At 73.2% G+C, this 22,111-nt stretch carries 19 protein-coding genes; 4 read left to right on the top strand and 15 right to left on the bottom strand.

Features of this window, described 5'->3' with window-relative positions; translation table 11 throughout:
• Nucleotides 1-99: 99 nt before the first annotated feature.
• Both lipB and ACVHNB_RS31505 read right to left on the bottom strand, forming a co-directional pair.
• Entirely contained in the window at nt 100-903 is an 804-nt protein-coding gene (gene lipB / locus ACVHNB_RS31510) for a lipoyl(octanoyl) transferase LipB (RefSeq protein ID WP_428955128.1), read from the bottom strand.
• Nucleotides 904-977: 74 nt separating this feature from the next.
• On the bottom strand, nt 978-1,328 hold the full coding sequence (locus ACVHNB_RS31505; protein WP_428955129.1) for a 5-carboxymethyl-2-hydroxymuconate Delta-isomerase: 351 nt from the start codon (nt 1,326-1,328) through the stop codon (nt 978-980).
• A gap of 222 nt (nt 1,329-1,550) precedes the next feature.
• Between ACVHNB_RS31505 and ACVHNB_RS31500 the strand changes: the two genes are divergently transcribed.
• Nucleotides 1,551-2,987 carry a regulator gene (locus ACVHNB_RS31500; protein ID WP_428955130.1) on the top strand — a complete coding sequence of 479 codons (1,437 nt, stop codon included), beginning with the start codon at nt 1,551-1,553 and terminating at the stop codon, nt 2,985-2,987.
• Nucleotides 2,988-3,101: 114 nt separating this feature from the next.
• Here ACVHNB_RS31500 and ACVHNB_RS31495 read toward each other — a convergent pair whose 3' ends face one another.
• Both ACVHNB_RS31495 and ACVHNB_RS31490 read right to left on the bottom strand, forming a co-directional pair.
• Nucleotides 3,102-4,448, bottom strand: coding sequence for an NAD(P)/FAD-dependent oxidoreductase (locus tag ACVHNB_RS31495; protein WP_428955131.1), 1,347 nt, complete (start codon nt 4,446-4,448; stop codon nt 3,102-3,104).
• A 229-nt stretch (nt 4,449-4,677) separates the two neighbouring features.
• Nucleotides 4,678-5,316 (bottom strand): TetR family transcriptional regulator, encoded by a 639-nt coding sequence (locus tag ACVHNB_RS31490; RefSeq protein ID WP_428955132.1) that lies wholly within the window; start codon nt 5,314-5,316, stop codon nt 4,678-4,680.
• 121 nt (nt 5,317-5,437) lie between these two features.
• Between ACVHNB_RS31490 and ACVHNB_RS31485 the strand changes: the two genes are divergently transcribed.
• Entirely contained in the window at nt 5,438-6,223 is a 786-nt protein-coding gene (locus ACVHNB_RS31485) for an SDR family NAD(P)-dependent oxidoreductase (RefSeq protein WP_428955133.1), read from the top strand.
• 17 nt (nt 6,224-6,240) lie between these two features.
• On the opposite strand, the gene ACVHNB_RS31480 is transcribed toward ACVHNB_RS31485, so the two are convergent.
• Nucleotides 6,241-7,431, bottom strand: coding sequence for a MarP family serine protease (locus tag ACVHNB_RS31480; RefSeq protein ID WP_428957686.1), 1,191 nt, complete (start codon nt 7,429-7,431; stop codon nt 6,241-6,243).
• 101 nt (nt 7,432-7,532) lie between these two features.
• On the opposite strand from ACVHNB_RS31480, the gene ACVHNB_RS31475 reads away from it, so the two are divergent.
• Nucleotides 7,533-8,324, top strand: coding sequence for a peptidoglycan recognition protein family protein (locus ACVHNB_RS31475; RefSeq protein WP_428955134.1), 792 nt, complete (start codon nt 7,533-7,535; stop codon nt 8,322-8,324).
• On the opposite strand, the gene ACVHNB_RS31470 is transcribed toward ACVHNB_RS31475, so the two are convergent.
• Genes ACVHNB_RS31470 through ACVHNB_RS31460 form a run of 3 tightly spaced genes read right to left on the bottom strand, consistent with a single transcriptional unit; the run spans nt 8,321 to nt 11,372 of the window.
• Nucleotides 8,321-9,664: a hypothetical protein gene (locus tag ACVHNB_RS31470; protein ID WP_456226400.1), complete on the bottom strand. Its 1,344-nt coding sequence runs from the start codon at nt 9,662-9,664 to the stop codon at nt 8,321-8,323. The genes ACVHNB_RS31475 and ACVHNB_RS31470 overlap by 4 nt on opposite strands.
• Before the next feature lie 18 nt (nt 9,665-9,682).
• Entirely contained in the window at nt 9,683-10,795 is a 1,113-nt protein-coding gene (locus tag ACVHNB_RS31465) for a PP2C family protein-serine/threonine phosphatase (protein WP_456226399.1), read from the bottom strand.
• Nucleotides 10,796-10,838: 43 nt separating this feature from the next.
• Entirely contained in the window at nt 10,839-11,372 is a 534-nt protein-coding gene (locus ACVHNB_RS31460; RefSeq protein WP_428955137.1) for a GNAT family N-acetyltransferase, read from the bottom strand.
• Between the two features lie 32 nt (nt 11,373-11,404).
• Between ACVHNB_RS31460 and ACVHNB_RS31455 the strand changes: the two genes are divergently transcribed.
• The gene (locus ACVHNB_RS31455) at nt 11,405-12,292 is read left to right on the top strand and encodes a TIGR01777 family oxidoreductase (protein ID WP_428955138.1); all 888 of its coding nucleotides are present in this window, start codon (nt 11,405-11,407) and stop codon (nt 12,290-12,292) included.
• Nucleotides 12,293-12,381: 89 nt separating this feature from the next.
• Here ACVHNB_RS31455 and ACVHNB_RS31450 read toward each other — a convergent pair whose 3' ends face one another.
• From ACVHNB_RS31450 to lpdA, 7 genes are all read right to left on the bottom strand, one after another.
• Nucleotides 12,382-12,897 carry a DUF4240 domain-containing protein gene (locus ACVHNB_RS31450; RefSeq protein WP_428957687.1) on the bottom strand — a complete coding sequence of 172 codons (516 nt, stop codon included), beginning with the start codon at nt 12,895-12,897 and terminating at the stop codon, nt 12,382-12,384.
• Nucleotides 12,898-13,018: 121 nt separating this feature from the next.
• The gene (locus ACVHNB_RS31445; protein WP_456226398.1) at nt 13,019-13,999 is read right to left on the bottom strand and encodes a helix-turn-helix transcriptional regulator; all 981 of its coding nucleotides are present in this window, start codon (nt 13,997-13,999) and stop codon (nt 13,019-13,021) included.
• 34 nt (nt 14,000-14,033) lie between these two features.
• Nucleotides 14,034-14,810 (bottom strand): VOC family protein, encoded by a 777-nt coding sequence (locus ACVHNB_RS31440; protein ID WP_428955140.1) that lies wholly within the window; start codon nt 14,808-14,810, stop codon nt 14,034-14,036.
• A gap of 104 nt (nt 14,811-14,914) precedes the next feature.
• On the bottom strand, nt 14,915-17,620 hold the full coding sequence (aceE, locus tag ACVHNB_RS31435; RefSeq protein WP_428955141.1) for a pyruvate dehydrogenase (acetyl-transferring), homodimeric type: 2,706 nt from the start codon (nt 17,618-17,620) through the stop codon (nt 14,915-14,917).
• Between the two features lie 288 nt (nt 17,621-17,908).
• The gene (locus tag ACVHNB_RS31430) at nt 17,909-18,532 is read right to left on the bottom strand and encodes a GntR family transcriptional regulator (protein ID WP_428955142.1); all 624 of its coding nucleotides are present in this window, start codon (nt 18,530-18,532) and stop codon (nt 17,909-17,911) included.
• A 122-nt stretch (nt 18,533-18,654) separates the two neighbouring features.
• Nucleotides 18,655-20,421 (bottom strand): 2-oxoglutarate dehydrogenase, E2 component, dihydrolipoamide succinyltransferase, encoded by a 1,767-nt coding sequence (sucB, locus tag ACVHNB_RS31425; protein WP_428955143.1) that lies wholly within the window; start codon nt 20,419-20,421, stop codon nt 18,655-18,657.
• 102 nt (nt 20,422-20,523) lie between these two features.
• Nucleotides 20,524-21,912: a dihydrolipoyl dehydrogenase gene (gene lpdA / locus ACVHNB_RS31420; RefSeq protein ID WP_428955144.1), complete on the bottom strand. Its 1,389-nt coding sequence runs from the start codon at nt 21,910-21,912 to the stop codon at nt 20,524-20,526.
• Nucleotides 21,913-22,111: the final 199 nt, after the last annotated feature.

Genomic DNA, 22,111 nt, shown 5'->3' with positions numbered 1-22,111 from the left:
CTTTGATTCCTCGGCGTACATCAGGGTACGCCCGTGATGTTCATGGCCCTCACGGGTGGCCAACCTCTGGCCATCGGGGCGCATTCCCCACCGGGACGGTCAGGCGGTGGCCTTCTCGATGACGCGCGGCTTGAGCGCCGCGTTCCCCAGGACGTCCTGCAGATGCTTCTCCGCGACCGGCAGCACCTCGTCCATCGTGACCTCGCGGCCGAGTTCGTACGAGAGCGAGGTCACACCCGCGTCGCGGATGCCGCACGGGATGATCTTGTCGAAGTTCGACGTGTCCGGGTTCACGTTCAGCGCGAAGCCGTGCATCGTGACGCCCTTGGCGACGCGGATGCCCATGGCGCAGATCTTGCGGTCCTCGTGGCGCTGGCCCGCGTTCGACGGCGCGTACTCGGGGCCGACCAGGCGGTGGTCGAACTCCTCGTCCTCGCTGCTGAGGCGCGGGTCGAAGTCCAGGGACAGGCCACCCAGGTTCGTACGCCGCTCGATCGGGTCGCCGAGGACCCACACGCCCGCCCGGCCCTCGACGCGCGCGGCCTCGATGCCGAACTCGGCGCAGACCGCGATCATCGCGTCCTCCAGGCGGCGCAGGTGCGCGACCACGTCCACCGGGCGGGGCAGCTTCTGGATCGGGTAGCCGACGAGCTGGCCCGGGCCGTGCCAGGTGATCTTGCCGCCGCGGTCCACGTCGATGACGGGGGTGCCGTCCAGCGGGCGCTCCTCGGGCGCGGTGCGCCGGCCCGCGGTGTAGACCGGCGGGTGCTCCAGGAGCAGGCAGGTGTCGGGCACCTCGTCGGCGAAACGGGCGGCGTGCACACGGCGCTGCTCGTCCCACGCGACCTGGTACTCGACCATGTCCGCACCGAACCCCATGCGGACGAACCGGAACTCACTCACGGCAAGTGCCTCCCTTACAAGCTTCACCGTGCATATATCGCGCCCCGAACCACTGTACGGCGCCCGGATCGGGCTCAGTGCGTGGGGAACAGGCGGTAGGAGGCGTCCAGGTCCCTGACCTCGACCGAGCACGTGATCCCGGTGATCCCGGACGAGGCCCCGAGGTGCTTGTCGAGCAGCCCGAGCACGTCCTCGCAGAGCGCGGCCTTGAGGGCCTGCGGGCGGCCGGGGAGCAGCCCGACCTCCACGTGCACGAAGGGGGCGGCCGCCCCGTCCACGTATGTCGCGGAGGGGCGCGCGAACGTCTTGCCGACGCCGACCGAGCGCACGCGCTCGACGACGAGGGGGTGGAGCTCCGCCACGAGGGCGGGTACGTCGACCGTGCCGGCGAGGCCGTCGGAGTAGTCGATGACGATGTGAGGCACGGGACAAACCTTCCGGGTACTTCCGGGTGTAGCGCACAAGCATCGTATGACCGACCGGAGGGAGCCTCCGGACCGGCCTGTCCTGTCCACTCCGGACGGCGTTCGTCACACGATCGGATGAAGGCCTCGGGAAGGCCCGGTGGGGGGCGGATATCGCCGCTACATTCGCGCCGTTCCATGAGGGCTGCACCCCGGCCCGGAAGGCAGGAGACCGCACAGCTGATGACGGAACGACCTCCGCAGCGCACACCGAACCGCCAGCTCGCCGCGCTCATCGCGGAGGCCGGGTTCTCCAACGCGGGCCTCGCGCGCCGCGTGGACCAGCTAGGGCTCGAACACGGTCTGGACCTGCGCTACGACAAGACATCGGTGACCAGATGGCTGCGCGGGCAGCAGCCGCGCGGCACGACCCCCGCGCTGATCGCCGAGGTGTTCACCCGCCGCCTCGGCCGCCGCCTGTCCGCCCAGGACCTCGGGCTCGACGCGTGCGCGCCCGTCTACGCGGGCCTGGAGTTCGCGGGATCGCCCGAGGAGGCCGTCGACATCGTCAGCGGCCTGTGGCGCAAGGACTCCGGCAGCCACGCCGAGCTGCGCAAGATCGCGTTCACCCCGGCCGGGCTCGTCGTGCCCAGCCGCGACTGGCTGATCGGCCGCGCCGACGACCGGGTCGCCCGCGGCGAGGCCGCCCCCAGAGTCCCGCTGCAGGGCCGCCCCGCCGTGCCCCGGCAGCGCACCCAGACCGAGCGCGGGCCCGGGCACCGGGTGACGGGCGGCGACATCGCCGCGCTGCGCTCGGTCGGCGAACTGTTCCGCGCCCTCGACCACGCCTACGGCGGCGGGCACGCGCGGCAGGCCCTGGTGCGGTACCTGGAGCACGAGGCCGAGCCCATGCTGCGCGGCACGTACGGCGAGCAGACCGGGCGGCGGCTGTTCGGCGCCGTCGCCGACCTCACCCGGCTCGCGGGCTGGACCTCGTACGACATCGCGGCGCACGGGCTCGCCCAGCGCTACTTCGTGCAGGCGCTGCGCCTCTCGCAGGCCGCGGCGGACCGGATGTACGGCTCGTACGTCCTGGTCACCATGAGCCGCCAGGCCGTCTATCTCGGGCACGGCCGCGAGGCGGTGCAGCTGGCGCGGGTCGCGCAGCAGGGGGTCGGGGTCGCGGCGCCGCCCCTGGTGCAGGCGCTGCTGCACTCCGTGGAGGCGCGCGGGCACGGCGTGCTGGGCGAGGTGCGGGCCTGTACGGCGTCGCTGGTGCGGGCCGAGCGGGCCCTCGAGGCGGCGCGGACCGGCGACGACGTGCCGCACTGGGCCCGGTTCTTCGACGAGGCGCAGCTGGCGGACGAGTTCGGGCACTGCCACCGGGATCTCCAGCAGTACCGGGCCGCGGCGCAGCACGCGGAGCGGTCGTTGCAGCTGCGGGCGCCCGGGTTCGCGCGCAGCCGGCTGTTCTGCCGGGTCGTGCTCGCCTCCGCGCGCCTGGGCCTCGGCGAGCTCGACTCGGCGTGCGCGCTCGGCGCGGAGGCGGCGGCCGCCGCGGCGGACATGCGCTCGGTGCGGGCGCACGAGTACGTCCGGGAGTTCGAGCGGCGGCTGGAGCCGTACCGCGACGCGGGGCCCGTCCGCGGGTACCGGGAGAAGATCGCCGCGCTGGGGTGAGGCGGCGACTCCATGGGGGCGCCCGCCCCCGGATCGTGCCACGGGAGCGGGCGCGGTTCAGGTGAGCGGGGCGACGGGAGGCCCGGCGCGTCCCGGGGGAGGCGCCGGGCGCCCTCAGGCCGCCTCGCCGACGGCCCCCTCCCGGTCCGGCTCCGCACGGGCGGGCCCGGCCGCCCCGAGGTCCGCCAGAGCCGCTCGGGCCGCCCGGCGGCCCGAGCGGAGCGCGCCCTGCACCGTGCTCGTGTCCCGGTGGTCCCCGCACACGTACAGGCCGTCGAGGAGCCGCACGGGGCGGCGCGGGTCGTGCGGCGCGGGCATCGCGGGCACGGCGCGCGCGTCGTGGTGCACGGCGAGGGTCTCCCAGCAGCCGGTCGACGTGCCGTACAGCGCGGCCAGATGGGTCCGCAGTTCGTGGTCGGAGGGCGGCGCGCCGAGCACGGTCGACGAGACGAGCGCGCGTCCGGCCGGGGCGCGGGTCGGGTCGACCTGACTGATGACGGAGGTGTGCGCGACGGGTCCGAGCCGGTCGGCGTCGAGCAGCAGCGCGGGCTCGGTGAGCGGCGGCTCGGGCACCGCGTGGTGCACGACCGTCACCGGGTGGAAGGCGGGCACGCGCAGGCCGGGCAGCAGCTCGGCGGCGGCGACCGCGTCGGTCGCCAACACCACGGCGCGGCACGTGAGTTCACCGTGCTCGGCGGTGGTCACGGAACGCGCGGCGACGGCGGTGACCCGGACGCCGGTGTGCACCGTGCCGGCGGGCAGGGAGGCCGCGAGCAGCTCGGGGAGCGTGTCCGCGCCGCCCTCCGGCACGGCGAGCCGGCCCGCCGCGTAGGCGTGCAGCGCGAGATCGGCGCAGCGGCTGGACGTCGTCAGGTCCGGATCGCACAGCAGCGCCGACAGCAGCGGACGGACGAAGCCGTGCAGGGTTCTGGCGGGCATGCCGCGATCCGGCAGGGCGCGCCCGATCGGGAGTTCGGGACGGGCGAGCAGGCGGGCGGGCTCGGTGGCGGCGAGCCGGGCGAGCGCCGCGGCCAGCCGGGCATGGTCCAGAGGACCGCCGAGCGGGGGCCGGACGCCGCGCGGCGGCCGAGGAGCGCTTGCCAGGGCGCGTGCCGCGCTGAGTGCGCCCCTCGCGCGCCGGGGGTCGGCGGGTTCGCCCGTGCGGTGGCGGCGGCCCTCGCTGTGCACCAGCACGCCGGGCGAGAAGACGCGCAGCGCCAGACCGTCCAGACCGGGCGTCCGGCGCAGCTCGGGGTACGAGGTGGACAGCGGCTGTCCGATCCGGTCCAGACGGAACCCGTCGACCTTCTCGGTGGACATGCGGCCGCCCACGCCTCCGGCGGCCTCCAGGACCAGGACTCTCGCTCCCGCCCTGGTCAGGTGCTGGGCGGCCGAGAGTCCCGCGACCCCGGCCCCTACGACGACGACGGCCCCCGATTCTGCGTGTGCGGGCTCAAGCACGTGCCCCTCCCGGAGTTGCGCGGCTGATGGCGGCTCATGTTGAGGGCGTCATGCCCTCAACAAGGCCACGGAATACCCGAGTTCGGGTCGAGGCTAAGTCCACTCGGAGTCAAGAGCAGTCGCGCGTCGGGGCGGCACGGGGGCACACGGGCGCCACCGAGTGCGCCCCGTCAAGGGCGCGGGGGGCGGCGCGACCGGTCGACGCAGGGGCGTGGACGCGTGCGCACGCCTATCGGGCGGAGGGGTCCGCGCCTGTGCCGAGCCCCGGGGTCAGCTCACGGATGCACCGCACCACCAGCTCGGCCGGTGAACCGGCCCCGGTCACCCCCGCGTCCGAGACCGCCCACACCTCCAGCGCCACCCGGATGGCGTCGGTCGCCGCCGCGGCCACGAGGCGGGCCTCCAGCGGATCCGCGTCCGCCCCGACGAGCCGCTCGGCGACCGGCAGCAACTGCTCCTCCGACTCCTGGTTCACCCGGTACCAGACCGCCCGCAGCGCCGGGTCGTCCTGGGCCGCGCGCAGCAGGACGCGCGTCTGGCGCAGGCCCTCCTGCGCCGTGCCGTCCGACGGTGCCAGCGAGGCCACGGCCGCCGCCTCCAGGGCCTCGGGCAGCGGGGTCCCCGGCTCCGCGGCGGCGAGCAGCGCGCGCCACCGGTCACCGCCCGAGGCGAGCAGCGGTCCGACCGCGTCCTGCTTGTTGCGGAAGTACCGGTAGAAGGTGCGCAGGGCCACCCCGGCGCGGGCCGCGATCTCCTCGGCCGTCGTGGCGTCGGGCCCCTTCTCGGTGAAGAGCTCCACCGCGGCGCGGGCGATGTCGAGCTGCGTCGCGGCCTTGCGGCGCTCGGTCAGCGAAAGAGGTCGGTTCACAGGTCGAAGCGTAGTCCCCGGAGGACTGGTATGGCACGAATAGCCGTCATGGCAAAACGTGCCACATGGGCGTACTGTGAAGCCACGTGCAACGCCGCACCGAACACCGCAGGGAGACGACATGAACCGCTACGAAGCACGCCGCGCACTGATCACCGGTGGCGGTTCCGGCATCGGCCAGGCCACGGTGCTGCGCCTGCTGGAGGAGGGCGGCACGGTCGTCGCCGCCGATGTCAGCGAGGCCGGCCTCCAGGACACCGCCGCCAAGGCGGGCGCCGCCGCGGACCGCCTGACCACCGTCGTCGTCGACATCGCCGACGAGGCCTCCGTGCGCGCGGGCGTCGCCGCCGCCGTGGACGTCCTCGGCGGCCTGGACGTGCTGGTCAACGCGGCCGGCATCCTGCGCTCCTCGCACACCCACGAGACGTCGCTCGCCGACTTCGGCCGGGTGATCGCGGTCAACCTGACCGGCACCTTCCTGATGATCCGCGAGGCGATACCGGCGCTCCTCGAAGGCAACGGCCCGGCCGTCGTCAACTTCAGCTCCACGTCCGCGATGTTCGCCCACCCGTACATGGCGGCGTACGCGGCGAGCAAGGGCGGCATCCAGTCGATGACGCACGCGCTGGCCGCCGAGTACAGCAAGCAGGGCATCCGGTTCACCGCCGTGCAGCCGGGCTCCATCGCGTCCGGCATGACCGACGGGTCGGGACAGAGCGGGCAGAGCCAGGGCCCCGGCCTGCCCGAGGACACCGACTGGAGCCTGTTCACCAAGCTCGCGCCGGCCCTGGGCGAAGGCTTCGCCGGTCCCGAGGCCGTGGCCGGGGTCGTCGCCATGCTGGCGTCCGAGGACGGCAGGTTCATCACCGGCACGGAGATCCGCGTCGACGGCGGAACGCACTACTGAGCCGTCCCGCGGCCGGGCTACGAGGAGATCAGGGCGCCCGTGTCGACCGGCGTCGTCGCCGACGCCGCCTGCCGCGCGTCCCCGGCCACCTCGTCCGCCGTCAGCACGTACCCGGTCCCCGCGTCCGTCGTGGACCGGGCGAACACCACGCCGTACACCTCGCCGGAGGTGGTCAGCAGCGGGCCGCCCGAGTTGCCGGGCAGCACCGTGGAGCGGATCGAGTAGATCTCGCGCGTGACGTTCCCGGAGCCGTAGATGTTCTGGCCACCCGCCCGGATCGTGTCGGCGACGGTGGCCGCCTGGAGGTCGAGGCCGCCGTCCTGGGGGTAGCCCGCGACCACCGCCGCGTCACCGCGCGCGGCGTCGTCGTCGAAGGAGAGCGACGGGGCCCGCAGACCCGGCACGTACAGCACCGCCACGTCCTTGTCCGGGTCGAACAGGACCACCTTCGCGGCGTACGCGCGGCCGACGCCGCCGACCCGGACCGACGGGTCGTCGATGCCCGCCACCACATGGGCGTTGGTCATGACGTGCTCGGACGCGTACACGAAACCGCTGCCCTCGCGGCCCTGGGTGCCCGACGAGCCCTCCACCTTGACGGTGGCGCGCTGCGCCGAGCGGGTCGCGGCCGCCGTCACGTTGTCCCCCGAGGGCTTCGCCACCTCCGCCGACGGCTCGTTCGCGAACGGGTCGAAGACCTGCGGGAAGCCCGCCGAGGTGAGTGCCCCGGTGGCCCGTGAGAACCAGGCGGGCGTCGTCGACGGCATCGTGTCCTGCACCGATCCGAGCACCGTCGAGCTGCGGATCGCCTGGTTCAGGGCCGCCGAGGACGACGACGCGAGAACGCTGCCCGCCACCCACGCCACGACCAGCACGGCCACCGCGCTCGCGGCCGCGCCGCCGATCCCGTCCGCCACCCGCAGCGGGCCCGGCGCCCGGTCCATCCCGCCGCGCACCCGCACCGCGAGCCGCCCGGCCAGCGCGTGCCCCGCGACCGCGGGCAGCAGCACCGTGAGCACGGCGACCACGGTGGCCGTCGACGTACCGGCCGTGAACGCCTCCATGACGAACGGCAGCAGCCAGACGCCGACGACGGCGCCGCCGACGAACCCGGCCAGCGAGACGCAGCCGGTGAGCAGCCCGCGCCGGTAGCCGGACACGGCATAGGCGAGCGCCAGCACGATCAGCAGGACGTCGAGAATGTGCAGGTCCATATCGGTAACAAACGACCACGGGGCCCTCGCTGGTTCCGCCACCTGGCCCACATGTGGCTGACCGCACAGCGCGCGGAGGCCGGAGAGTGGGAGGCGTGCGTGTCGTCCGGGCGGTGCTGTGCTGTGTTCCCGGGGCCCTGGCCCTCGGGCTCCTCGTGCTGTGCGCCGTCGCGATCGACCGCCCGGGACCGCCGGACCCTGAGGCCGCCGCCCGGGCCGCCGCGATGCCGGCCGCGGCCGTCCCGGCGCGCCGCGCGGACGCCGCAGCGCACACGGCCGCTGCGCCGCCCATCGTGCCGCGCACCCGGTGGCTGGCGGGCGCGGAGATCTACCACCGCGATCCCGTGCGGTACGCGGACCGCGTCGACGCCGTCTTCCTCCACCACACCGACTCGCCCAACGGCTACGACTGCGCCGACGCCCCGCGCATCATCCGCCACCTCTACGCGGGCCAGGCCGGCGGCAGGGAGTGGGACGACATCGGCTACAACTTCCTGGTCGACCGCTGCGGCACCGTCTACGAGGGCCGCGCCGGCGGCGTCGACCGGGCCGTCGTCGGCGCCCACACCCAGGGCTTCAACCAGAACACGGCCGGGATCGCCGCGATCGGCACCTTCACCCAGGGCACCCCGGTGCCGCGGGCGATGACCGACGCGATCGCCGCCGTCGCCGCGTGGAAGCTCGGCCTGTCCGGCGCCGACCCCCGCGCCACCGTGCGCCTGGTGTCCAGCAACAGCCTCAGCCGGTTCGCGACGGGCACCGCCGCCGAGTTCCCGGCGATCTCCGGGCACCGCGACGGCTACGAGACCTTCTGCCCCGGCCTGGCCCTGATGGCCGAACTCCCCACGATCCGCGAACAGGCCGCCCGCCTCCAGGGCAGGCCCTAGGATCCGGCGGGCCGCAGCGTCCCGCCGCCCTTCAGCCGGTACGTCTTCCCGCCGAGCTCCGGGCTGGCGGCCTTGTCGTACGTCACCGAGTACCCGTTCCCGGTGATCACGTCCGCGACGCTCGCCCCCGGGGCGAGCTCCAGCTGCTTGACCGACGAGTCCCCGGACACCGACCACCGCGTCTTCGCGCCGAGCGTCATCGACGCCCCCGTAACCGCCCCGTCCAGCCTCGTCGACCCGCTGAGGTCCAGCGTGGCGGAACCGTCGGAGACGACCACGTTCCCCTTCAGCTTCTCGTCGTCCGCCGCGAAGGTCGCGATGCCCCGGTCGCGGACCCGCAGCAGCGCCCCGTGCTTCGTCCTGAGCTCCGCGCCACCGCTCAGCCTCACGTCCGCCACCGCCTGCCGCACCGAGAAGATGTCGCCGTCGGCGGCCTGGATCGACCCGCCCGACATCGAGAACGACGTCGCGTCCCCGCCCCGCAGCACCACCCCGCCCGCGGCCGCGGACGCCCGTACGTTCCGCAGGGACAGCGAACCCCCGGACTCCACGGTGAACGCCTCCGAGTTCGCCAGGTCGAACAGCGTGCCGGAGACCGACACGTCACCGGCCGTCTGCACCCCGGGCGACCCGCAGCCCGCCGACGTCATCGTGCCGCCGGACACCGTCACCTTCCCCCCGCCGGGACCGGCCGCGATCGGCGCGGCCTGGGCGCCCGCCGTGTCGATCTGCACGTACGTCAGGCCGAGTTCGCCCCCGTGCGAGGCCGTCACGCCGCGCGCGGACGCGCCCTTGGTGCGGACGGTGTTGGCGCCGAGCGTCGCCGACGCGCCCTTCCCCGACGCGAACACGCCCGTCGCGCCCTTGCCCGTCGTGGTCACCGTGCCGCCCGACAGCGACAGCCGGCCGCCGTCGCGGGCCAGCGCCGCCGCGTTCAGGCCGTGGCCACCGGACGCGTCGACGGACGACGTGGCACCGCTCTTGGCGATCTTCGAGTCGCGCGTCGTCAGCTTCCCCGAGCCGGACACGAGCACCGCCGACTCGTCGCCCTTGCGCGCCGCGTACGCCATCTCGCGCGGCGCCGCCTCGTCCCCGTTCCCCAGCGTGTACGCGCCCGTCGCCGCCGGCGCCGCGTCCGCGCCCTCGTCGGGGGCGAGCGGATCCGTCGGACAGCGCGCGCCGCTCGCGGTCGCGGCCGGGGACGCCACCGGCGGCGTCGCCGTGGCGTCGTCGTCGGAGCAGCCGGCCAGGGTGGACAGGGCCAGCGGCAGCAGCAGTACGGAAGCGGCGGTCGCGGTACGGCGACGCCCCGGACGGCACGGGACTCCCAGGTATTTCATGGGCCCTACGTTCACACCTCACGCTCCGCCCGGCACGTCCGGGGCCTGTGGAGCGAACACGAGCAGGGTCAGATCGTCCCGTACCGCCCCCGCGAACCGCGTCACGTCCCGCCACACCGCGTCCGTCAGCGCCGCCGGATCCGCGCAGTCGTAGCCCGGCAGACGCTCCGTCAGCGGATAGAAGCCGCCCGAGGCGTCCCGCGCCTCCGTCACCCCGTCCGTCAGCGCGAGCAGCCGGTCCCCGGCGCGCAGCTGCACCGTCAGCTGCTCGGGCGGCGCGAGCCCCGCGATGCCCAGGCCCAGCGGCGCCCCGGACGCCACGGGCAGCTCCGTCACCCGCCCGGCGCGCAGCAGCAACGGATGCGGATGCCCGCAGCTGACGACCCGGACGACGGGGGAGTCGTCCGGGAACTCCAGGAGCACCGCCGTCGCGAACAGCTCCGCGTGCTCGTCCTGCGCCGCGTCCACCACGAGCCGCCGGTCCAGGCGCGCCGCGACGCCCTCCAGGTCCGGCTGGTCGAGCACCGCCTCCCGGAACGCGCCGAGCAGCCCCGCCACCGTGCCCACCGCCGACAGACCGTGCCCCTGCACATCCCCGACGACCGCCCGCACCCCGCACGGCCCGCGCCGCACGTCGAAGAAGTCCCCGCCGACCAGCGCCCCGCGCTGCGCCGCCCGGTACAGGCCCGCGCAGCGCACCGTCCCCACCCGCTCCGGCAGCGGCGGCAGCACCGCGAACTGGGCGGCCTCCGCCACCGTGCGCACCGTGACCAGCTGTTCGTCGCGGCGGCTGCGCACCCACGCGATCACCACGCTCAGCACCGCGACGAACGCCACGATCAGCACGTCACCGTTGCCCGGCCGCCCGAACCCGGCCGCGGGCAGATCCAGGAGCAGGACGACGAGGCCGCCGAGCAGCGCCGTGGCCGCCGGCCCGTACGACAGGGCGGCCAGCGGCGGGATCGCGGCGAGCAGAAAGCCCAGCTCCAGCCGCTCCTCGGTGCCGAACTGCAGCGCGCCGAGCCCGACGAGCAGCACGATCGGCAGCCAGCGCACCCAGCGCGGCGGGGGTGCGCCGCGCAGCCAGGCGCGCTCCTCCCCGTCACGGCGGCGCGCCACGGGCCAGGTCATGCCGGCGGGGCTCCCTTCGCGACGGGCGTACCCGTTCACCCTGCTACGAGTCGCGCGCCGCCGCACTCCGCCTGGTGCCGTCGTGCAGCACCTGCCCCATCAGCACGTCGTCCACGTACTCCCCGTCCAGCAGGAACTCCTCGGGCAGCACGCCCTCGACGACGAAGCCCTCGGCCTCGTACAGCTTCCGGGCCGGGGTGTTGTGCCCGAGCACCCGCAGCGTGATCCGCCGCGCGCCCGAGCGCCGTGCCTGCTCGACCGCGGCCCGCACCAGGATCCGGCCGAGACCCAGCCCGCGCGCCGCGGTGGCGACGGCCAGGCCCTGTATCTGCCGCACGTGCGCGTTCGCGGGCAGCGGGGTCGGGTACCCGAGCCGGACGTAGCCCACGACGCGCCCGTCGAGCTCGGCGACGAGATGGTCGCGCGGGCCGAACCGCTCGGTGAAGAACGGCGGGTACGGCTGCCGCTGCGGCGGCTTGACCGCGTGCAGGTGGGACCAGGTGTCCCGGTCGAGGCGGGCCAGGTCCTCGTCGTCGTCCGACACGGCGAAACGTATGCGGGGCTGCGGCAGCGACATGCGGGTCACTGTACGACCGGCAGGATGGGGGCATGACTCGTATCGCGGTGGCGGGCGCCTCCGGACTCATCGGCTCGGCCCTCGTCCGTTCCCTGACAGCCGACGGACACGACGTGCTGCGCCTGGTGCGGCGCGCCCCGAGGACGGCGGAGGAGGTCCGCTGGGACCCGAAGAAGACGTACGTCGACACGGACGGCCTCGCCGGCTGCGAGGCGATCGTGAACCTCGCCGGAGCCGGGGTCGGCGACCACCGGTGGACGGACGCGTACAAGCGGGAGATCCGCGACAGCCGGGTCCTCGGCACCACGGCCCTCGCCGAGGCCGCCGCGACCCTCGACACCCCGCCCCGGGTCTTCCTGAACGGCAGCGCGGTCGGCTACTACGGCGACACCGGCAGCCAGGCCGTCGACGAGTCCGCACCGGCGGGCGAGGGCTTCCTGCCGTCGGTGTGCGTGGAGTGGGAGGCCGCCACGGCCCCCGCCCACCAGGCCGGCATCCGTACGGTGACGGCCCGCACCGGCCTGGTCGTCTCCCGCGACGGCGGCGCCTGGGCCAAACTCTTCCCGCTGTTCAAGGCGGGGCTCGGCGGACGCATGGGGGACGGCCGCCAGTACTGGTCGTACATCGCGCTGCACGACCATGTCGCGGCGCTGCGCCACCTCCTGGACACGGAGGCCCTGTCCGGACCGGTCAACCTGACGGCGCCGCACCCGGCGACCAACCGTGAGGTCACCGCGGCGATGGGCCGTGTGCTGCATCGCCCGACGCTGTTCCCCGCCCCGGCCGCCGCGCTCCGCCTGGCGCTGGGCGAGATGGCGGGGGACGTGCTGGGCTCCACCCGGGCTGTTCCCACGCGGCTTCTGGAGTCCGGCTTCGAGTTCGCGTTCCCGGGGCTCGAGCAGGCCATCGCGGCTGCGTGAAGGCCGCGCGCGGCGCATGACGTGAGGGGCGTGGGGACTGCGCGGCCGGTCCCCACGGACCCGCACCCGAGACAACCCGATCCCGGCGGCTAGCCGAACCTCTCCGTCAGGCGTGGGTACAGCCTGGCCAGCACCCCGGGATCCTCGAAGTCGATCGGCGTGCCCTCCGGCTCCGCGGGAGCCGAGGGGATGCCCAGATCGGCGGCGACCGCCCCGGTCAGCTCCTCGTACGCCTCGTCCGCCGCGTACCCGAGTTCCTCCCCGTCCCCGTCCACCTCCTCGTCGAAGTCGCGCAGCGACTCCGCCAGCGAGTCCGGGTCGTGCAGCGCGCCCTCGAAGACCTCCCGGCCCTGCCCGATCAGCCAGCACCGGAAGAAGTCGAACGCGTCGTCGCTGGCCCCGCCGAGGAGCACCCACGCGGCACCCCACAGGTCCCAGCGGTAGGCACGGTTGTAACGGGACTCGAAGTGCCGGGCGAAGTCGAGGACCGCGTCGGGGTCGGACTGCAGCAGTCTGTCGACGAGCAGCTCGGCGTGGCCCTCGGGGTCGCCCTCGGCGGCCTCCCGGGTACTGTCCACGATCTCCCAGAACTCGGTCTCGTCCATCACGGGACAAGCATCGGCCCTGGGCCCGGGGGACGCACGCCGAGCGTCCGAGGTGCGTCACTTCGTTATGCATGCACATGCCCAGGGCACTCCACGAGCGGCACGCGCCCGCGCCCCGTGCTCACCCGTACCACCCGCGCATCCGCCGCGCCGCCTGCGCGAACCGCTCCCGCAGCGCCGCCGGAGTCACCACCTCCGCCTCCGGCCCCAGGGCCATGAGCTGGGTGTACGCGACCTCCTCGGACTCGACCGGCAACGTCACCGTCACCCGCCCGTCGGCCCCCGCCGCCCCCGCCGACTCCATCGCCTCCCGTGCGGACGCCGGATCGGTGGCGTACGGCAGCCGTCGTACCCCGTCGGCCGTCAGCCGTACGACCACCTCGGCCCGCAGGATCGCCCGCGCGAACTGCGCCGCCCGCTCCTCCCAGAACCCGGGCAGGTCGAACCCCTCGTCCCGCACGAACCGCTCGTCCCCGGGCGCCACGGACGTGAACCGGTCGATCCGGTACACCCGGGGCCCGTCCCCGCCGCGCACGGCCGCCGCCAGATACCAGACGCCCGCCTTGAGCACGAGCCCGTACGGCTCCAACTCCCGCTCCACAGGGGCGTCCTGGGCGTCTCGGCGACAGTAGGCGACCCGGATCACGCGGTCGTCCCAGACCGCCTCCGCGACCGCGGGCAGCAGCTCGGGCGTCCGCGGCTCCTTGAACCACCCCGGCGCGTCCAGATGGAACCGCTGCGCCGCCGTCCGCGACGCGTCCCGCAGCGACGGCAGCAGCGCCGCCGACACCTTCAGGCGGGCCGCCGACGCCGCGTCGTCCAGGCCCATCTCGCGCAGCGCCCCCGGCACCCCGGACAGGAACAGCGCCTCCGCCTCGCCGCGGGCGAGCCCGGTGAGGCGGGTGCGGTAGCCGCCGATCAGCCGGTACCCGCCGGTCCGGCCGCGGTCCGCGTACACCGGGACGCCCGCCTCCGACAGCGCCTGGGCGTCCCGCGTCACCGTCCGCTCGGACACCTCCAGCTCGTGCGCCAGCTCGGCGGCGGTCATCGACGGCCGGGACTGGAGCAGCAGCACCATTTTGATCAGGCGGGCAGCACGCATGCCGCCATCATGAACCGTCCCGCCGACAACGGGCTCAGCCCGTGAAGCGCATGACCGAGAACGCCGCACCCTGCGGGTCGGCGAGGACCGCGAACCGGCCGGGCTCGATCGTCGTCGGCTCCACCAGGACCCGGCCGCCCAGCTCCTGGCAGCGCGCGGCGACGGCGTCCGGATCGTCCACGGCGACGTACAGGTTCCAGTGCGCGGGAATCTCCGGCGGGAAATGACCCGTCGACATGTCGACCATGCCGCCGAACGCCTCGTCGGCGACGGTCCACTCCGTGTACCGGAGGCCGTCCTCGGCCGGGCACGCGTTCGCACCCCAGCCGAGCACCGACTGGTAGAAGTCCACGGCGCCCGCCGCGTCCCGGGTCAGCAGCTCGAACCAGCAGAAGCTGCCCGGCACGTTCACCGCCTCGAACCCGGCGTGCGCGAGCGGCTCCCACAGGCCGAACGCGGCCCCGGCCGGGTCCTGGCAGACCGCGAGCTTGCCCTGTTCCAGGACGCCCATCGGACCGGCCACGACCCGGCCGCCGTTGCCGCCGACCCGCGCGGTGACCGCGTCGATGCCGCTGGACTGGAAGTACGGCAGCCACGCGGCGGGCTGCTGCGGGTCCGGCGCCGGGCCGGCCCCGCCGACCCGCGGACCGTCGGCGCCCAGACGGAACATGACGTACCCGCCCGCCGCCGGATCGTCCACCGGCCGCGCCCGCCAGCCCAGCAGGCCCTCGTAGAACAGCCGGGCCGCGTCCACGTCGGCCGTCGACAGATCGGCCCAGCAGGGCGCGGAAGGAGTCTTCGAGATCTTCATGGAGGTGTGCCTCCGGGACGAGAGCGGCCCCCCGGCGAACCCGTCCATTCACGCACGCGTGCCCCGCCCCGGCAATCGGGACGGGGCACGTACGTGCGGGGTGCCTACAGGCCGTAGCGCTCGCGCGCCTCCTTCACGGCCGTCGCCTTGACCTCGCCGCGGCGGGCGAGCTGGGCGAGGGCCGCGACGACGATCGACTCGGCGTCGACGCCGAAGTGGCGGCGGGCGTCCTCACGGGTGTCGGAGAGACCGAAGCCGTCCGCGCCGAGCGAGGTGTAGTCCTGCTCGACCCACTGCGCGATCTGGTCGGGGACCTGGCGCATGTAGTCGGAGACGGCCAGGACCGGGCCCTGCGCGCCGGCGAGCGCCTGACGGACGTACGGGATCCGCTCCTCGCCCTTCAGCAGCGCCTCGTCGGCCTCCAGGGCGTCGCGGCGCAGCTCGGTCCAGGAGGTGGCCGACCACACGTCGGCGGCGACGCCCCACTCCTCGGCGAGCAGCCGCTGCGCCTTGAGGGTCCAGTGGATGGCCGTACCGGAACCGATGAGGTTGATGCGCGGCGCGTTCGCGGCCGCCACGTCCACCCCCGCGGTCTCCGCCGTGTTGAACCGGTAGAGGCCCTTGATGATGGCCTCGTCGAGACCGGCCACGGACGGCTTCGCCGGCTGCGGCATCGGCTCGTTGTAGACCGTCAGGTAGTAGAAGACGTCCTGGTCCTCGCCCGGCTTGGCCTCGCCGTACATGCGGCGCAGACCTTCCTTCATGATCGTGGCGATCTCGTAGGCGAAGGCCGGGTCGTACGACAGGGCCGCCGGGTTGGTCGCCGCGATCATCGGGGAGTGGCCGTCCGCGTGCTGCAGGCCCTCACCGGTCAGCGTCGTGCGGCCGGCGGTGGCGCCCACGACGAAGCCGCGGCCCATCTGGTCGGCGAGCTGCCAGAACTGGTCGCCGGTGCGCTGCCAGCCGAACATCGAGTAGAAGATGTACAGCGGGATCATCTGCTCGCCGTGCGTCGAGTACGACGTGGCGGCGGCGATGAAGTCGGCCAGCGAGCCCGCCTCGTTGATCCCCTCGTTGAGGATCTGGCCGGACTCGGACTCCTTGTAGTACATGAGCTGGTCGCGGTCGACCGGGTCGTACGTCTGGCCCTTGGGCGAGTACAGGCCCAGCGACGGGAACAGCGACTCCATGCCGAAGGTGCGCGCCTCGTCGGGGATGATCGGCACCCAGCGCTTGCCGGACGTCTTGTCCCGTACGAGGTCCTTCAGGAGCCGTACGAGCGCCATCGTCGAGGCGACGGACTGCGAGCCGGAGCCCTTGTCGAAGGAGGCGAAGGCCTTGTCGGCGGGCGCGGGCAGCGGCGCGAGCGGCTGCGTGCGGCGGGCCGGAGCCGGACCGCCCAGGGCGGCACGGCGCTCGGCGAGGTAGCGCAGCTCGGGGGAGCCCTCGGCGGGACGCGCGTACGGAACGACACCGTCCTCGAAGCGGCTGTCCGGGATCGGCAGGTCAAGGAGGTCACGCATGCCCTTGAACTCGTCGATCGTCAGCTTCTTCATCTGGTGGTTGGCGTTCTTGGACTCGAAGCCCTTGCCGAGCGTGAAGCCCTTGACGGTCTGCGTCAGGATGACCGTCGGGGCGCCCTTGTGCTCGACGGCCGCCTTATACGCCGCGTACACCTTGCGGGGCTCGTGACCGCCGCGCGAGACGTGGAAGCACTCGGAGATCTTGTCGTCGGACAGGACCTTCGCGAGCTCGATGAGCGCCGGGCTCGTGCCGAAGAAGTTCTCACGGATGTAGGCGACGTCACGCGTCTGGTACGTCTGGAACTGGGCGTCCGGGACCTCACGGAGCCGCTCCAGGAGCGCGCCGGTGGTGTCGAGCTGGAACAGCTCGTCCCACGCGTTGCCCCACATCGACTTGATGACGTTCCAGCCGGAGCCGCGGAACTGCGCCTCCAGCTCCTGCACGACGCGGAAGTTCGGGCGGACCGGGCCGTCCAGGCGCTGCAGGTTGCAGTTGATGACGAACGTCAGGTTGTCCAGACCCTCGCGGGCGGCGAGCGTGAGCGCCGAGGTCGACTCGGGCTCGTCCATCTCGCCGTCGCCGAGGAAGGCCCAGACGTGGGAGTTCGAGGTGTCCTTGATGTTCCGCGCGGTCAGGTAGCGGTTGAACCGCGCCTGGTAGATCGCGGAGAGCGGGCCGAGGCCCATGGACACGGTCGGGAACTCCCACAGCCACGGCAGGCGGCGCGGGTGCGGGTACGACGGCAGGCCGTTCCCGCCGGCCTCGCGGCGGAAGTTGTCCAGCTGCGCCTCGGAGAGGCGGCCGTCGAGGAAGGCGCGGGCGTAGATGCCGGGGGAGGCGTGGCCCTGGATGTACAGCTGGTCGCCGGAGCCGTCGCCCTCCTTCCCGCGGAAGAAGTGGTTGAAGCCGGTCTCGTACAGCCAGGCCGCCGAGGCGAAGGTGGCGATGTGGCCGCCGACGCCGTGCTTCGAGCCACGGGTCACCATCGCGGCCGCGTTCCAGCGGTTGTACGCGGTGATCCTGGCTTCCATCTCCTCGTCACCGGGGAAGTCCGGCTCGGCGGAGGTGGGGATCGAGTTGATGTACTCGGTCGACAGGAGCTTGGGCAGCGGCAGGCCGCCGGCCTCGCCGCGCTCCAGCGTGCGTCGCATCAGCTGCGCGGCACGGTGCGGCCCGGCCGCCTGGGTAACGGCGTCCAGGGAGGCCTGCCATTCGGCGGTCTCCTCGGGGTCGCGGTCCGGGAGCTGGTCGAGCTCGCTCGGCTGGATGCGCATGGGGTCGGTCATAGTCGCCGCACGCCTTCCTGAGTCGAAGGGGGTGGGGTTGGGGGTGCCCTTGGTCTTTGGCAGGACAGGGCGGGTTCGGGTCCCGGTGGAGACCCGTCGGCGACTGTAACTCTCTGATCGATGATCGATCAAAGGGTTGAAGGGCAAAACCTCTTTAGATCAAGAAAGTAGGCACAGAGTGCCCCTGGCCAGGGCACGGAGTGCCCCTGCGGGGCGCGGGGAACCGCGCGACCAGCCACACACCGCGATCACCCCGCAACGCACCGCATGCGGCAGACGAGACGCAGCTCACGCGCGCGGGGCGCACCCGAGAACATGCGCCTTGACCAGCGCGGCGATTTCGGGATCGCGGCGCCGGAACGCGGCGACGAGCTCCTCGTGCTCCTCCGCGTACGACTGCTGCACGGTCCCCAGCCACCGGATGGACAGCGCGGTGAACACCTCGATGCCCAGCCCCTCCCAGGTGTGCAGCAGCACCGAATTGTCCGCCGCCCGCACCAGCTCCCGGTGAAAACCCACGGTGTGCCGCACCTGCCCGGTCCCGTCGGAGTCCTGGTCGGCCCGGTACAGCGCGGCGACGTGCGGCTCCAGCGCCGAGCAGTCCTCGGCCAGCCGCTCGGCGGCCAGCTCGGCGGCGATGGCCTCCAGACCGGCCCGCACCGGATAGCTCTCCTCCAGGTCCGCCGCGGAGAGATTGCGCACCCGCACCCCCTTGTTGGGCGCCGACTCGATGAGCCGCAGCGACTCCAGCTCGCGCAGCGCCTCCCGCACCGGGGTCTGGCTGACCTCCAGCTCGGTGGCGATCCGCCGCTCCACGATCCGCTCGCCCGGCTTCCAGCGGCCGCTGACGATCCCCTCCACGATGTGCTCGCGGATCTGTTCGCGCAGCGAGTGGACGACGGGCGTGGTCATGGGGGCTCCTCCGGAGGGCCAAGGGAGTTGACGACTAGACAATACGGCGGCGCCCCCGCCCGGATGTGCTCCGGGCGGGGGCGCCGCAGGTGAGGCTGGTTACAACCAGGCACTCAGAGGTACTACAGACCCAGCTCGACCTCGAACTCGCCGGCTTCGAGGATCTCCTTGACCGTGGTCAGGTAGCGGGCGGCGTCCGCGCCGTCCACCAGACGGTGGTCGTAGGAGAGCGTCACGTACGTCATGTCACGGACGGCGATGGTCTCGCCCAGGTCCGGGTGGTTGATGACGACGGGGCGCTTGACCGTGGCACCGATGCCCAGGATGGCGACCTGGTTCGGCGGGACGATGACGGTGTCGAAGAGCGCGCCGCGCGATCCCGTGTTGGAGATCGTGAAGGTGGCGCCCGACAGGTCGTCCGGGGCGATCTTGTTCGTGCGGACCTTGCCGGCCAGCTCCGCGGTCTTCTTGGCGATGCCCGCGATGTTGAGGTCACCCGCACCCTTGATGACCGGGGTCATCAGGCCCTTCTCCGAGTCGACGGCGATGCCGACGTTCTCGGAGTCGAAGTAGGTGATGGTGCCCTCGTCGTAGTTCAGGCGCGCGTTGATGACCGGGTGGGCCTTCAGCGCCTGGACGGCGGCCTTGACGAAGAACGGCATCGGGGAGAGCTTGACGCCCTCGCGGGCGGCGAAGCCGTCCTTGGCCTTGCCGCGCAGCTTCATCAGCTTGGTGATGTCGACCTCGATGACCGAGGACAGCTGCGCCTGCTCGTGCAGCGCCTTGGTCATGTTGTCCGCGATCGCCTTGCGGATGCGCGGCAGCTTGACCGTCTGGCCGCGGAGGGGGGAGACCTCCAGGGCCGGGGTCTTGGGCGCGGACGAGGCGGCCGGGGCAGCGGCGGCGGCCGGAGCGGCGGCCTTCGCGGCCTCGGCGGCGGCGGTGACGTCCTGCTTGCGGATGCGGCCGCCGACACCGGTGCCCTTGACGGTGGACAGGTCCACGCCGTTCTCGGCGGCGAGCTTGCGCACCAGCGGGGTCACGTAGGCGCCGTCGTCGGACGCCGAGGCGGCGGCCGGGGCGGGCGCGGCCGGAGCGGCCGGCTGGGCCGGCGCGGGAGCCGGAGCCGGAGCGGCGGGCTGCGCCGGGGCCGGGGCAGCGGCGGCGGGCGCGGCCGGGGCGGCCGGAGCCGGGGCCGGAGCCGCGGGGGCGGCCGGAGCCGGAGCCGGAGCGGCGGCCGGAGCAGCCGGGGCGGCGGGCGCGGCGGCGGCCGGAGCGGCACCGGGCGCACCGATGACGGCGAGCTTGGCGCCGACCTCGGCGGTCTCGTCCTCGGCGACGGTGATCTCGAGGAGCACACCGGCGACGGGGGAGGGGATCTCGGTGTCGACCTTGTCGGTGGAGACCTCGAGCAGCGGCTCGTCCTCCGCGACCTCCTCGCCGACCTCCTTCAGCCAACGGGTGACGGTGCCCTCGGTGACGGACTCGCCGAGCGCCGGGAGCGTCACGTCGGTGCCCTCGGCGGAACCACCGGAAGCGGCGGGGGCGGCGGGCGCCTCCTGCGCGGGGGCGGGCTGCTCCTGGGCCGGGGCGGGGGCCTCGGCGGGGGCGGCCTGCTCCTGCGGGGCCTCCGGCGCGGCCGGGGCGCCGGAACCGTCGTCGATGACGGCCAGCTCGGCGCCGACCTCGACGGTCTCGTCCTCGGCGACCTTGATGGAGGCCAGGATGCCGGCGGCGGGCGAGGGGATCTCGGTGTCGACCTTGTCGGTCGAGACCTCGAGCAGCGGCTCGTCGACCTCGACGCGCTCGCCCTCGGCCTTCAGCCAGCGGGTGACAGTGCCCTCGGTGACGCTCTCACCGAGCGCCGGAAGGGATACGGAAACCGCCATGGTTTCTGTTGCTCCTTACGAATACGCAACTACGGGTGCCGCAGTGCGGAAAGTCTGTGGTCGGTCGGTCGTCGCGCCCAGTTGCGACGCAGCGGCGCAGGCTCAGTCGTGCGAGTGCAGCGGCTTGCCCGCGAGGGCGAGGTGGGCCTCGCCCATGGCCTCGTTCTGCGTCGGGTGGGCGTGGATGAGCTGGGCGACCTCGGCGGGCAGCGCTTCCCAGTTGTAGATCAGCTGGGCTTCGCCGACCTGCTCGCCCATACGGTCGCCGACCATGTGGACGCCGACCACGGCACCGTCCTTGACCTGCACGAGCTTGATCTCACCCGCGGTCTTCAGGATCTTGGACTTGCCGTTGCCCGCAAGGTTGTACTTCAGAGCGACGACCTTGTCCGCACCGTAGATCTCCTTGGCCTTGGCCTCGGTGATGCCCACGGAGGCGACCTCGGGGTGGCAGTACGTCACCTTCGGCACGCCGTCGTAGTCGATCGGGACGGTCTTCAGACCGGCCAGACGCTCCGCCACCAGGATGCCCTCGGCGAAGCCGACGTGCGCGAGCTGGAGCGTCGGGACGAGGTCACCGACGGCCGAGATGGTCGGCACGTTGGTCTGCATGTACTCGTCGACCAGGACGTAACCGCGGTCCATCGCGACGCCCTGCTCCTCGTAGCCGAGGCCCTGCGAGACCGGGCCGCGGCCGATGGCGACCAGCAGCACCTCGGCCTCGAAGGTCTTGCCGTCGGCGAGGGTCACGCGGACGCCGTCCTGCGTGTACTCGGCCTTCTCGAAGAACGTGCCGAGGTTGAACTTGATGCCGCGCTTGCGGAACGCGCGCTCAAGAAGCTTGGAGCTGTTCTCGTCCTCGACGGGCACGAGGTGCTTGAGGCCCTCGACGATGGTGATGTCGGTGCCGAAGGACTTCCACGCGGAGGCGAACTCGACGCCGATGACGCCGCCGCCCAGGACGATCGCGGACTGCGGGACGCGGTCCAGCTTCAGCGCGTGGTCCGAGGAGATGATGCGGTTGCCGTCGATCTCCAGGCCCGGCAGCGACTTCGGCACGGAGCCGGTCGCGAGGAGGACGTGGCGGCCCTGGATGCGCTGGCCGCCCACGTCCACGGAGGTCGGGGAGGAGAGCTTGCCCTCACCCTCGATGTACGTCACCTTGCGGGAGGCGATCAGCCCCTGCAGGCCCTTGTACAGGCCGGAGATGACGTCGTCCTTGTACTTGTGGACGGCCTCGATGTCGATGCCCTCGAAGGTGGCCTTGACACCGAACTGCTCGCTCTCGCGGGCCTGGTCGGCGATCTCGCCGGCGTGCAGGAGCGCCTTCGTCGGGATGCAGCCGTTGTGCAGGCAGGTGCCGCCGACCTTGCCCTTCTCGATCAGGGCGACGTCGAGTCCCAGCTGCGAGGCACGCAGAGCCGCGGCGTAACCGCCGCTGCCACCGCCGAGGATCACTAGGTCGAAAACGGTGCTGGCGTCGTTCGCCACGTCACGTCCTCCATGCATGTGCGCCGTACGCCGGTCTCCGATGACCGCGCGGCGGCTGGTGTTCGGCCGCTCGTTCTTCGGCCCTGTGGTGGGGGCCCTGTCCTGCCGCCCCCCATCCTCGCACTTGTCGAAGGCATGCGGGACGTCGGGCTGGGGTGTGAGACAGCGGTTACACCGGAAACCGCTGTGACAGAACTGC

Source organism: Streptomyces sp. YJ-C3 (assembly GCF_053891275.1).
This window is presented reverse-complemented; position numbering and strand designations above follow the sequence as displayed.